Source organism: Niveispirillum sp. FG156 (assembly GCF_057809555.1).
Map to the genome: position 1 here is coordinate 25,828 of NZ_JBMDKE010000035.1, position 13,537 is coordinate 39,364.

At 59.4% G+C, this 13,537-nt stretch carries 9 protein-coding genes; 6 read left to right on the forward strand and 3 right to left on the reverse strand.

The annotated features are described in order from the left end of the window. Positions 1-92: 92 nt before the first annotated feature. Positions 93-938 carry a glycosyltransferase family 25 protein gene (locus tag ACODSP_RS20585; RefSeq protein WP_488967417.1) on the reverse strand — a complete coding sequence of 282 codons (846 nt, stop codon included), beginning with the start codon at positions 936-938 and terminating at the stop codon, positions 93-95. Positions 939-1,191: 253 nt separating this feature from the next. Here ACODSP_RS20585 and ACODSP_RS20590 point away from each other — a divergent pair, with 253 nt between their 5' ends. From ACODSP_RS20590 to ACODSP_RS20615, 6 genes are all read left to right on the forward strand, one after another. Then, complete coding sequence (locus ACODSP_RS20590; protein WP_488967418.1) at positions 1,192-4,563, forward strand: sensor histidine kinase; 3,372 nt, start codon at positions 1,192-1,194, stop codon at positions 4,561-4,563. Between the two features lie 260 nt (positions 4,564-4,823). Next, the gene (locus tag ACODSP_RS20595) at positions 4,824-7,673 is read left to right on the forward strand and encodes a hypothetical protein (RefSeq protein ID WP_488967419.1); all 2,850 of its coding nucleotides are present in this window, start codon (positions 4,824-4,826) and stop codon (positions 7,671-7,673) included. A 3-nt stretch (positions 7,674-7,676) separates the two neighbouring features. Continuing rightward, positions 7,677-10,178, forward strand: coding sequence for a hypothetical protein (locus ACODSP_RS20600; protein WP_488967420.1), 2,502 nt, complete (start codon positions 7,677-7,679; stop codon positions 10,176-10,178). Between the two features lie 94 nt (positions 10,179-10,272). After that, a complete protein-coding gene (gene proS / locus ACODSP_RS20605) occupies positions 10,273-11,577 on the forward strand; it encodes a proline--tRNA ligase (protein WP_488967421.1) in 1,305 nt (434 codons plus the stop codon). A 116-nt stretch (positions 11,578-11,693) separates the two neighbouring features. Next, positions 11,694-11,915 (forward strand): addiction module protein, encoded by a 222-nt coding sequence (locus ACODSP_RS20610; protein ID WP_488967422.1) that lies wholly within the window; start codon positions 11,694-11,696, stop codon positions 11,913-11,915. After that, positions 11,912-12,202: a type II toxin-antitoxin system RelE/ParE family toxin gene (locus tag ACODSP_RS20615; RefSeq protein ID WP_488967423.1), complete on the forward strand. Its 291-nt coding sequence runs from the start codon at positions 11,912-11,914 to the stop codon at positions 12,200-12,202. The genes ACODSP_RS20610 and ACODSP_RS20615 overlap by 4 nt, the downstream gene beginning before the upstream one ends. A gap of 10 nt (positions 12,203-12,212) precedes the next feature. Here ACODSP_RS20615 and ACODSP_RS20620 read toward each other — a convergent pair whose 3' ends face one another. Both ACODSP_RS20620 and ACODSP_RS20625 read right to left on the reverse strand, forming a co-directional pair. Next, positions 12,213-12,824: a DNA-3-methyladenine glycosylase I gene (locus ACODSP_RS20620; RefSeq protein WP_488967424.1), complete on the reverse strand. Its 612-nt coding sequence runs from the start codon at positions 12,822-12,824 to the stop codon at positions 12,213-12,215. A 9-nt stretch (positions 12,825-12,833) separates the two neighbouring features. Further along, positions 12,834-13,403, reverse strand: a complete 570-nt coding sequence (locus ACODSP_RS20625) for a TetR/AcrR family transcriptional regulator (RefSeq protein WP_488967425.1) — start codon at positions 13,401-13,403, stop codon at positions 12,834-12,836. Positions 13,404-13,537 lie beyond the last annotated feature (134 nt).

A 13,537-nucleotide genomic window follows, 5' to 3' on the forward strand; every position in this document is an offset into this window, starting at 1 on the left:
CGGTGATCCCGCACCTGAAGAGCACCGGCACGGGGCTGGTCGATGTGGATAAGTTTGAGCTGGTGGCGGCGTGAAGGGGGGCGGTTGCCCCATCAAATGACGCCGTGCTGAATGCTCAGCAGGCGGTTGAAGATGGATTGGAACTTCTCGACATCCGGTGTCACCTCACCGCGCTCGATCGCCCGCTTTTGAAGCTGTAACTCGGACTCTGTCCAGATCAGGCGCCGGAATTCATTCATCAGGCTGCATTCATAGACCCATGCATCGGTATGGTCGACAGTGGGGGTATCGCTGTGGGCGCTGACCGTCACCGGAAAAGGAAAAACGGCAAACGCCTTGAGCATATCCTTCATGATCATGTGCCGCAGGACGACATCATAGGCGACGGATACTTCATCGACATTGAATTGTTTGAATATTTTGATCAGTGAGGCCTTATTGACAATATAGGCGCCGGCACCCGTAAGGGCGAAGCGGTCATGAAGCCAGTTCATATTTACAATGACTGAACTATTGTCATTCATCGCGCAGCTTTGCCTTAATGAAAAGAAGTAGGGCATGTCGATGGCGCGGCCAATGATCAGGTCGAGGAAGATGATATCCCAGCTATCGGCAGGCAACTGGTTGACCGCCAGATTGACCACATTTTCTGCCGTGCTGGAGAATTTGGCATCATCCTCGGCGATCAGAAGATGTGCCCCCCAGCCATTGCTGATGGACTGCCACATGCAGCCAATATGGCTGAGCCAATTGCCCTTCAAGTTACCGGAGGCGGAACCGGGCATCTGCGCGACCTGTTCGGAATTTGCCTGCACCGCGGGAAAGCGGCGCGCCCGCCAGGCACTGGAAAAATTGGCGTCCCGGATATTTTGTTCCAGGCTTTCCCGCCGTTCCGTGGCGCGGTCCAGATTAATGTAGATCAGGTCAATTTCTGCCATAACCCGCGCCTTGATTGTTTGCGCCATACTGGTGGCGGGATGTACTTGCGTCAACGCGCATGGTCAGGGATCGCCTGGGATGCGTTCGCTCTTTCCGGGCCTTTCAATGAATGGGTGGCGGTTTGGCATATCATAGCCGCAGCCCGTTAAGATTGCAGGATGATGATCTTTCGCTTCTATGAGGATTTCCCTCCGTTCCTCGACTTGCTATGGTGGCGTCATTCGCCAGCGGGTTAACGGGCCGGTTACAGCAATGTCCTTTGATCGGTCGCACTCTGCGCAATCGTGGAACAAACGGGCGCGCTGCATCGCCGCCCTTCTGGTTGCCATACTGGCAGCGCCGATTGCCCCGGCCGCCGACTGGTCCGCCTTTTCCGAACCCCTGTTCGAACGGTTGGGCCGCGAACAGGGGCTGCCCAATGATGTGGTGGGTGCCATCGCGCAGGATCGGGCGGGGTTTGTCTGGTTTGGGACGGGTGGTGGGCTGGCCCGGTTCGACGGCCACCGCTTCCGCCATTACACCAGCGATCCCGGCAATCCCGACAGCCTGCCCGACAGTTATGTAACGGCCCTGCATGTCGATCCCAAGGGCGTGCTGTGGGTTGGCACCAATGCCGGCGGGCTGGCGCGCTATGACGCTGCCGCCGACCGGTTTGTGCGCGCCAATGAAGGGCTGCAGAACCTGTCCATCCTATCCATCCTGACCGATGCGCAGGGGCGGTTATGGACAGGTACGGTGGGCGGGGTACATGTCCGCGACCCGGCCACGGGCACGGGCCGCTTCTACACGCGGCGCGGGCCGGAACCGGACAGTCCACCGCTGGATCAGATCCGTGACATGGTTGAATTGCCCGATGGTGGCCTGCTGCTGGCCAGCGGGCGCGGGCTGGTGCGGTTTGATCCGTCGGGCGATCTGGCCACGCCTGTCTCCCTGGGCGGTATCGTGCCCGCCGACGCACCGATTCAGGGGCTGCTGCGGGATGGCAAGGGCCGGCTGTGGGTGACGGGGGAGTTCCCCGGTGTCGCCATGTGGGACCCCGCCACGGGGGAGCAGAAACTGTTCCCCCTGCTGGGCGATGGCGACCCGGCCTCCGCCCCCGTGGCCAAACACGCCCTGGCCGAATTGTCGCCCGACCGGATCGTCATCGGCACGCAAGGGGCCGGTCTGGTGGAACTGGATGTGGCAACGGGCAAGGTATTGGTCCGCCGCAACGACCCGACCTTGTCCAGTTCGCTGGTCGCCAGCGATGTGCGCGCCCTTCTGGTCGACCGGTCCGGCATCCTGTGGGTCGGCACCTGGGGCGGCGGGGTCTGCCGCCGCAACCCGCAGACGCAGGCGGTACTGTCGGTTCCCGCCTCCCATATCCGCGCCGACCGCCTGTCCGACCCGCAGGTCCGCAGCCTGATGCTGGCGCCCGATGGCCGGCTTTGGGCGGGGTTGCAGGCCAATGGCATCGACATTCTGGACCCCGGCACCGGGACGCGCGACGGCATCCGCCCCGGCAGTGGCGGGTTGCCCGACGGGGCCGTGCTGGCGCTGGAAATGGCGTCCGACGGCACCACCTTCATCGGAACGCAGCGGGGCCTGTTCCGCCGCCGCCCCGGTCAGGCGCGGGTGGAGCCGGTGGCCCTGCCGCCGCCCGCGCCCAATGCGGCGGTCTGGTTCCTGATGCGCCAGGGCGATACGCTGTGGATGGCGGCGGATGGCCTCCTATCGCTCGACCTTGCCACCGGCGCCATGAAGGCTGACCGCACCAGGCTGGGCGATGCGCGTTCCCTGATCGATAACCGTCTGCGGGTGCTGGCACCGGGTCCCGATGGCGGGCTGTGGGTGGGGGGCAATGCCGGCCTGCATTACCGCGATCCCGCCGGCGGGTTTCAGCGTATCCGCAATGACCCGGCTGATCCCGCTTCGCTCTCCCACAATTTCATTACCGCGATCCTGACCGATGCCAGGGGCCGTGTCTGGGTCGGCACGCTGGGTGGCGGCCTGAACATTATGGAGGCCGGGTGGAAGCCGGGGCAGCCGGCGAAGTTCCGCCGCCTGGGCCTTTCCGATGGCCTGCCCACCCTGCTGATCAATGCCTTGCGGCAGGATGCGGCGGGGCGCATCTGGGCATCCACCGATGCCGGTCTGGCCGTGATCAATGGCGATAACCTGTCTGTGCAGGTGCTTGGCCGGCCTGACGGCGTGGGGGTGGGCAGTTTCTGGGCCAATTCCGCCACGATGGACGGTGATGGACAGATGATGTTCGGCGGGCGTGACGGTCTGGTCGTGGTCCGTCCCGACCGGTTGGACGCGTGGCGGATGCTGGCGCCGACGGTGGTGACGGAACTGCGCGTGGATGGCAAATCCGTGCCGTCCGACCCCTTCAACCTGCCGGCCCCGCCGACCCTCAGCCTGCTGCCGGATCAGCGGTCCTTGTCGGTGGAATTTGCGGCCCTGGATTACACCGCCCCCGATCGCACCCGCTTCCTCTACCGTCTGGATGGGTTTGAGGAACAATGGGCGGCGGGCGATGGCAATCACCGCCATGTCGCCTATGCCAACCTGTCGCCCGGCTCCTATCGGTTGCAGGTGCGGGGCAGCAACCGGGCCGGACTGTTCGCCGAACAGGCGCTGGTGGTGCCGGTGACGGTGCTGCCCGCCTGGTATCAGACCTGGTGGTTCCGGGCCCTGGCCCTGCTGTCGTTGCTGGCCCTGGCCTGGGGGGCGGTGCAGTTGCGCACCCTGTCGCTACGCCGGCGCCAGCGGGAGTTGGAACGCGAGGTGGCGGAACGGACCGAGGTCATCGCCCGGCAGAAGGATGAGTTGGCCGGCGCCCTGGAGGATTTGCGCGCCACCCAGGACCGGCTGGTGCAGGAGGAAAAGCTGGCCAGCCTGGGCCGCCTTGTCTCTGGTGTTGCGCATGAGTTGAACACGCCGCTGGGCGTGGCCATCACCACCTCCACCTTCCTGACAGAGGAGATGGGGGGTGTGTCCACCCAGGTGGAGGCCAAGGCCCTGACGCGCGGCGCGCTTGCCGATTTCCTGGCCACGGGGCGGGAGGCGATGGGGGTGTTGCAGGCCAATTTGCAGCGCGCGGCCCGACTGGTGCAGAGTTTCAAGCAGGTCTCGGCAGAAGAATATGCCGGGCCGAAGCAGCGTCAACGCCTGTCCACCCTGGTCGCCGAAGCCGCCGCCCCCCTGCAGCCTCGGTTCCGGGATGCGCAGATCGCCTTTCATATTGACGGTGTGAAGGACCTGACCGCCCTGGTGCAACCGGGCGCCATGGTCAATGTCCTGACCAATCTGATGCTGAACGCTATCCAGCATGCCTGGCCGGCGGGGCAGGGCGGGACCCTCACTGTCACCCTGTCGGCCATCGCCGACACGGCCATCATCACCGTCGCCGATAATGGCCGGGGCATGGATGATACCGTGCGCGCCAAGGCCTTTGACCCGTTCTTCACCACCAGCCGGGAGCATGGCGGCACCGGCCTGGGCCTGCATATCGTGCATAATCTGGTGGCGGGTCCGCTTTCCGGCTCCATCGTGCTGGAAACGGCCCCCGGCCTGGGCAGCCGGTTTGTCATCACCTTGCCGGGGGTGGCAATGTCGGACGCGATTTTACATGCTTATTGAAGAGCTATCTCTTTAATACTTAGGGTTTTCTCTCAATGTATTCGACTGTTATTTTAAATTATATTAAAATTTATTTGAATCACTAAATTCAGAATACGATAGAGTTCAAATTTTTATGATCAAAAGTCTTAATATTATTGCATATGGCTCATACTCTATATTCGTGTTTGGATGATGGGAAGTGTAATATTAGTGGTGTGCTCTGGGCGTATCTCCGCTATACCGGAAGGCGAATAATCACATCAGCATGGCACCATACCATGACCACCGCTCCAGCCGAAATCATCATCGACCTTTCAAAGCCACAGGATGTAAGACGGCTTAAATTCAACGAGATCGTGCAGCGGCGGGCTTTGGAGCGCTTTGCCAGCCTGCTGCGGCAACGCATTCTGGATGCTCAGGCCCGTCTTGACTATAACATAGCCGATGAAGAGCTGGTGGATGCTGATGGTACACCACTTTTTATGGATCGTCGCCACAGCACGATTACCATTCATGGTGGGAGAGGTAGCGGTAAGACGTCATTTATCCGTAATGCCTTGGCGTTGCTGGAGCGTGGTGAACTGGATGAGGCGCTGGGCTCCGATGGCCACCAGCTTAGCCGGTCGGTGGTGCGGCTGGGTGTCGTCGATCCGACCTTGATCGAGCGGAAAGAACATCTGTTCGTCATTATCGTGAAGAAGGTCAAGCAGGCGGTCGAGGCCCACCGCGAGCGATATGGCGATGGGGATGGCCGGCGCCGTCCCAGCTATCGTGAGTGGCAGGAGGCGCTGAAGGCGTTGGCCAAGGGCATGGTGCTGCTGAAGGACATCGGTACCGATCGGCCGCTTCACACCGATGCCTGGGAGGATGCCGTCTATGTCATGCAGCAGGGACTGGACAAGGCGGGGGCAGGCAAGGGGCTGGAACGGGAATTCCACGAGTTCCTGATCGTCAGCCTCAAGTTTCTTGAAAAACGCGCCTTCATTCTCGCACTTGATGATATTGACACCGACTTCCGGCGCGGCTGGCCCATTCTCGAAATGCTGCGCCGCTACCTGACCTCGCCCAACCTGATCACGATCCTCTCTGGTGACATGGACCTTTATGCCATGCTGGTCCGAGGCCGGCAGTGGAAGAATTTTAGCGAACATTACCCAAGCTATGATGAACCGGAGAAGGCCGGAATCCGGGAGATGGTCAATCACCTGCAGGGCCAGTATCTGCTCAAACTCCTGCGGGCTGATAGTCGTATTGGCTTGCTACCGATGAACAGGCTGATGGCCGATCCGATACGTGTTGTTGCTACCAGTGGTGGAGGACCAGAAACGCTGACAGCTTTCATGGAACTGCTGGTGGCGCAGGGATTTCGCATATCCCGACGTTACACGCGTGAGGTCGCCGAGCTGATCCTGCGTCAACCGTTGCGGACAGTGCTGCAAGTTTTACAGCGCTTTAACCCCACTCTTGATACGCTTGATTCATTTGATGAGCAGGCATTGCCGACGGTATTCACGGATTTGCTGCTGCGCGTAGGGGTGTCGCCGGATGCGTTGAGTGCAGCGGATGGTACCGGCGTATTTTCAATACTGGTGCAATTGCTGACCGAGCGGGGGCTTTGGGCAAATGGTCACTCGCTATATCCAAATCAGGAAGTTGACGAGTTGGATCTCGTCCTGCTGACCTTGAATGTATGGTTGACCTGGAATTTCCGGCGTCGTCCCGGCCTCGCCGTCCACTACGGGATCAGAATATGCTTGGCGCATGAACTGCTGACCGCGCGGCTTCCGGAAATGCTCGCCGGCACGGGGCACAATGATCTGCTTCGTGGCTTCATCTCTTACACGGGCTTGTCGCGCAGCCAATCATTGAGCGGTATTGCTTCTCGCTTGATCGTAGGTTCTTTTGGTAAGGATCGCACCCAACGCCTAGGTGCAGTCCAAGTATACAATAGAAGTGCAAGGGGCGCTTCAAAATTGGCGCTTGCTATCCATGGAGTGGAGCCGTTGGCAACTCAAGATATATTGAAGTTTTCGCCCAGGAAATCCCCAGGGTATTTTTTCATAAAAGGAGTGCAGGAGATTTATGAATTGGCATCATATAATGATATAAATATACTTAGGTATAGTATAATAGGAAATTATTATAATGACTCGGATTCTATGCTTAAAAGCGTTCAGAATCATGTTGACAAATGGGTGGCTGGGCTTCCGGTGTTGCGTGGCATGCGCACGAGCGGGGAGAAGCCAACCTATTTCAGTATTCATAGGCTGATTGCGGTCATGGGGCGTCTCTTGGATTTACCCGCGCACTGTACGGAGACTGACATTATTAACATTCTGCGAGAGGATGGATTAACACGATCTTACCCCTTGCCTGTAGGGGATGCGGGAGGGATTTTGACTGGTGATGAAGGCGACCCGCAAATTGTCCTGGATGACGAATTGTTTTCTGGAAGCGCCACTGACCACGATCCGGAGAATATCGAAGAATTGGATAATTTTACGGTGATAAAATTGCTACGTGAGTGGGTGAATAATGCAAATTTGGCGGGGGAGGATTTGTTGCCGCCGGATACACATGCTCGTATCTATGCGCGTTTTATGAATAGTCTGTCGAGCATAGATGAAGATACAAAGTCCAACAATTTTTATCTCGGCGAATTGATGCATCGCCACATAGTTGCATATTTGAATTCGGTGCTTGTTGAAGAAGCGCTTCATAGAAAGGGACTGGGGGTCGTGACCACGAAAAATCCTATAAATGACGATGAGATTTTTAAAAGAAACCTATCAAAAATAGAAGGTCTTTCATATTTTACTCGCATTTGGTCTTTTCCTATTTGGGGATTTTTTTTAAACACAAGATCAGATATATTTGAAAAATACCCGCTATGCGCCAATAGTATTGACTCATATTATAAAATATATTATCATGTCAGGCAGCTTCAGTTTCATTTAGATCAAGCTGGCAACGATGGCGAGTTGAGCACGCACGTAAATTTTGAAAATTTATATGATTTATATAACTCAATACCAGTGATCCGATCCAGCACTCCCTCATCAGCGCCAGATGGGGCTACGCCGTCTGATGCCTCAGGTCGTCGCACCCGTTCCCGTCTTTCGTCTTAAGCCATGGCTACCGAGGTCCTGCGCCATCTGCTGTCTGATACGGAAACGCTGGCTGATTATCGGCGTGGCGAGGCCCCCAATGTCGCTACCGTTCTGCGCAGGGCGTTCCTGCGTGAGCGGGAAGGGAACCCGTCATTGCCCGATCAGATTTATCGCGGTTGGCGACAGCTTCGGGTCGGGGCCGATCATGAATTGCCGGGTGTTCAGGCGGTGATACTGCGCCTGTTTGATACTCTGGCCGATCAGTACCTGCATGTACGGGATGGGCGCGTGTATGCGCGGATGCAGCATTTCAGCGATTGGCAGACCGAACTGGCGCGTACTGCCCCTCTGCCATTTGCCGTGTACGCTCTTGTCAAGGCGCGGCTGCGGCCATTGGACGGCGGCAGTCGGGTGGCCCTGGCTACCTTTATGGAGCAGGACTGCGCGCAGTTCCGCCATACAGCACTTGTCACGCCGTTTCACCCGCCTATTCAGGATTTGATTCAGCGCGAAGGGTTGTACGAGACGCATCTTCACTTGAACGGTAGCACGGAGATCGACAAGCTCTGGCAGGTGAGTCTTCGCAGCCCCTACCGGTTTCGCCATAACCTGGATAGCAGTTTGACCTTCAAGGGAGAGGTGCCCATCCAGCGGGAGATGCTGCGCGAACTTTACGAGCAGGTTGAGCCTGGCTTGACGCCGCCGGAGATGGGGGCCCGGCTGGATATGGCACGGCGTCTGCGGTTGGCCATGTCCGTAAGTGTCACGGCTTTGGCGCGGGAAGTGCCGGTGACCGCGTTCATGCCTAACCAACGATCTGTCGGCCAGTTGACCGGCGATCATGATCTGGCCCAGTTTCAATTCCTGGACGGAATGTTTCCGGGAACCTGGCACCCGCTGCATCGCCTCGCTCCGGGCAGTGATCTCAGTGATCTACAACTTGAGGCAGGCTTGTTGGGCGCCGTCCTGACCCGTCTCCGGGCTGGTCCTGACGAGTGGCTGGCCAGGGTCCTGCACTGTTATCTGTTGACATTGAACGCCACGCTGCTGCCGTTCGCCGTGCAGACGGTGGAACAGAAGGGGTTTGATCAGTTTCAAAAATTCACCTTTACCGGCACGCGCAATGATGCAGAAGGTGGTGACTATCGGGAACGTTTCCACCAACTTTGCAACGGTCCATCAAGCGATATTGCCCTGTTGGAGGGAAGATTTGCGCCACGTAGCAGCCTTGCTGAATCAGAACAACTGCTTATGGACATTCTTCGGGGATATGAGGGTTTTCTGCGCGATCAGGTTCTGGCTGTCGGAGGGGCCCCACCGATCGCCCGCCCGCGTTTGCGTTTGGGCGATCCACCTGAGCGGCTGGAGCAGCAGCCGGTCCGGCCCCTCCTGCGTCTGATCGCTCATTTCATCAAATCGGATGAACTGGCAAGGACCGACAGTGGTGGTGACATCCTTTGCCGGTTTCATGGCCTGCGCGGAAGGTTTGCCAGACAATGGCGAGTGTTGCGCACGCTGCGTGCGCAGCGTAGCCTCGCCAGACATTTCATCACAGGCATCGATGGTGCTGCCAACGAGATGCATGCACCGCCAGAGGTGTTTGCACCTCTCTTTCGTGCTGCACGCCGCAGCGGTCTGCTGCACTTCACCTTCCATGTCGGGGAAGACTTCCCGCACCTGACGACAGGCATGCGTGCTGTCCACGAGGCATTGGATTTCCTGGACCTCAGTGAAGGTAACCGCATTGGCCACGGGACGGCCATCGGCATTGATCCAGAACTTTGGCTCGGGCGCATGCCCGCGCGGTTCTGCATGCGAAAGCAGGATCGGCTGGATGATCTTCTGTTCATTGATGAGCAGTTGCTGCGGATAGGTAGCCGAAAGGCGTTGGCCCTGCTTCCCCGCATTCATCGCCAGATTGCCCAGCACTCCACGGCTATCCTGAATGAAGAACCGGAAATCCATCTGCTGCACGAAGCGTGGCGATTGCGGGGGCTGGACGCCAGGATGCTTTCCTTTGTGACTGAGACGGGGTTGAACGACCGGATCGACGCCGATGATATCGCTGAACTTGACTTGTTGCTTGATGCGCGGCTCAGAAACCCGCGCGTTTTCGATCTCTGGCGTCGCTATCACCGTGCCGAAGCGGTTCGTTCAGGACGCCAGTTCGTGGAAGTGGAGACTGGCGAAATCCCGCCGGCATTGCTGTGGGAGATGCAGGAACAGGTGCTAGAAGATCTGAAGCGTCGCGGGGTGGTTATCGAGACGCTGCCTACCAGCAATGTCCGCATCTCCCATTACCGCGACCATAGCGAACACCACCTTTTCCGTTGGCTTGATGGGGAAGGAGAGCGGCCCTTGGTTACGCTTGGCAGTGACGATCCCGGCATCTTTGCCTGCGGATTGCGTGGTGAGGCCATGCATATCGTCGCAGCAGCACGAAAGAATGGCAGGTCAGACGCACAGGCGGTGGATTTGGTCCGCCGTTTGAACGATACGGGTCGGGTTCATGCCTTTCTCTAGGCAGGGCCGCTCCTCTGCTTGCCCGCTTGCTCCTGACGCCGCCAGCCCATAAAGTCCGCGCCATCGTCACTCCAATCCCGTGAGTTCCCGTCCCATGCGTATGTCCAGCTACTTCCTGCCCACGCTGAAGGAAACGCCGTCGGAGGCGCAGATCGTCAGCCATCGTCTGATGCTGCGGGCCGGCATGATCCGCCAGACCTCGGCCGGCATCTATGCCTGGCTGCCGCTGGGCTGGAAGGTGCTGCAGAAGGTCAGCCAGATCGTGCGCGAGGAGCAGGACCGCGCCGGGGCGCAGGAACTGCTGATGCCGACCATCCAGTCGGCGGACCTGTGGAAGCAGTCGGGCCGGTACGAGGCCTATGGCAAGGAGATGCTGCGCATCACCGACCGCCATGACCGCGAGATGCTGTTCGGCCCCACGAATGAGGAGATGATCACCGACATCTTCAAGACCTTCGTGAAGTCCTACAAGGATCTGCCGCGCAACCTGTACCATATCCAGTGGAAGTTCCGGGACGAGGTGCGGCCCCGCTTCGGCGTGATGCGCGGGCGTGAATTCCTGATGAAGGATAATTACTCCTTCGATCTGGATGCCGAGGGCGCCCGCCTGTCCTATCGCCGGATGTTCCTGGCCTATCTGCGCACTTTCGCCCGTATGGGCATCAAGGCCATCCCGATGCGCGCGGATACCGGCCCCATCGGCGGCGACCTGAGCCATGAATTCATCATCCTGGCCGAGACGGGCGAAAGCCAGGTGTTCTGCGATAAGGCTTGGCTGGACATGGACGTGCTGGCCGACAATCCCGACGCCAATGGCGATCTGAAGGATTTCTTCACCAAATACACCTCCATCTATGCCGCGACGGAGGAGATGCACGACGCCGCCAAGGCACCCGCCGATCTGGTCACCGCGCGCGGGATCGAGGTGGGGCACATCTTCTATTTCGGCACCAAATACTCGGCCCCCATGGGTGCTGTGGTGACCGGCCCCGACGGGCAGCCGGTGACGGTGGAGATGGGGTCCTACGGCATCGGCGTGTCCCGCGTCGTGGCGGCGCTGATTGAGGCCAGCCATGACGATGCCGGCATCATCTGGCCCGATCAGGTGGCCCCCTACAAGGTGGCCCTGATCAACCTGAAGGCCGATGACGAGGCCTGCCGCAGCACCTGCGATGGTCTCTATACTCGCCTGCAGGATGCCGGCTTGGACGTCATCTATGATGACCGCAACGAACGCCCGGGTGCCAAGTTCGCCGACATGGACCTGATCGGCATCCCCTGGCAACTGACCATCGGCCCCCGTGGCCTGAAGGCTGGCACAGTGGAACTGAAGCGCCGCGCTACGGGCGAAAAGCTGGAACTGCCGTTGGAAGAAGCGCTGGCCAAGGTGATGGTGTAAGCGGCCAGGCCTTGTTTGAACGGGAAGGGGCGGCCATCGTGCCGCCCCTTTTCTATTGCAAGCTCGACAGGGGAATGGGCCGGTGCGAACATCAAACTCAGTCAACGGAGGGTGTCATGTTAGCCATTGCCATCGACAAGCTGACCACCGCAGAAAAGTTGGAACTGATCGAGCGCTTGGTAGATAGCCTGGACCCCGATGAACTGCCCCTGCCAGACAGTCACCGGAGGGAATTGGAGCGTCGGTTGGCCGATATTGATGCCGGTCGGGTTGAATGGCTGGAATGGTCGGATGTCCTGGCGGAGTTGGAAACGCTTGAAGCCAACCCCCGCTCATGATCGCGATATCGCGTGCCGCGCAGGCTGACATCCGATCCGCCTATCAATGGTATCTTGACAGCAACGTCCAAGCAGCGAACCGGTTTAGGGAAAAGCTTTATCAACTCCTGCGGCTTATTGAAGAACGTCCGGCCCTGTTCGCCTGGGTATCGCCAAGGGTAAGGCGGGCACGGCTGCGATCATACCCGTATGACGTGTTTTTCGTCATTGATGCTGATGGCGTTCCCAGGGTTATCGCAATTTTCCATGAGCGTCGCGACCCTGCTCTCTGGCAGGCACGACAGTAAGGGGCCGGTTCTACCGCCCCGGCACCCGGAATGCCGCCCGCGCCTTCGCCGCTTCCTCGCGGATTACGCAGCCCTCCGCATGATCGTTGACCAGGCCCATGGCCTGCATGAAGGCGAAGATCGTGGTGGGGCCGACGAATTTCCAGCCCTTCTTCAGCAGGTCCTTGGACAGCCTTGCCGACGTGGGGGAGGTGGAGGCCGATTGCGGAGCCCCATGTTCGCCCGGCGGCGGTTCGTGACGCCAGAACCAGGCGGCCAATGACCCTTGGACGGCGATCAAATCCTGGGCGCGGCGGGCATTGTTGAGGACCGCTTCGATCTTGCCGCGATGGCGCACGATGCCGGCATCGGCCAGCAGCCGTTCGACATCCGCCGGCCCGAACGCCGCCACGGCATCAATCTCAAACCCATGAAAGGCTGCACGGAAATTCTCCCGCTTGGCCAGGATGGTGCGCCAGGACAGGCCCGACTGAAACCCTTCCAGGCACAGTTTCTCAAACAGCCGCCGGTCATCGGCGACGGGGAAGCCCCATTCCGTGTCGTGGTAATGCGGAAATTCCGGTGCCGATGCACACCAGCGGCAGCGGGGGCGGCCATCGGGGCCGGGCAGGGTCTTGTTCATGTCGTACCCTCAGTGTTGCTGGGCCAGGGTGGAAAGCCAATCCCGCATCGCCGCCACTTCCCGCCGGATGAAGGTTTCATCCTTGAAGGCGGTGGCCAGCGTCGCCACCCCCTGGCTGCGGCCCAGCAGATGCAGGGCCAGTTCGTCGGCGCGGGCGCCATCATGGCCCAGCAGCGTGAACTGCCGCGCCAGCCAGGAACGGAACAGGGTGAAGATGCGCGCTGCGTCGGGCAACGCGGCATGGTTCAACTTGGCCAACTCGTTCGATAGGGTGCCGACGGGACAGCCATGGGCCATGATCTTCGCCTGATTGGCGATCAGGATATGGATGAAGCTGGTGATGCGCGCCGCCGGCCCGTCTCCCGCCGCTTCCCACGCGTCCAGCATGGCCTGGGTATTGGCCAGCCTCCGGTCGATGACGGCAGCCAGGATCTCGTCCTTGGCCTTGAAATGATAGGTCAGGTTGCCCCGCGCAATCCCCACCGCCGCCGCGATATCTGCCAGCGACGTATGGTCGAACCCGCGCTGATAGAACAGCGCGTCGGCGGCTTCCACGATCTGTGTGCTTGTATCGGGCATGATGATCTCTAGGGCGACTGACCTAAAACATAATTTAGGTCAACTGACCTATTGTCGTCAAGCGCCGCCAATTGCCTTAATGTGTGTACCGATGCCACCACCCTTCCGCCCCGGCCCCATTTCCGCCTATAAGC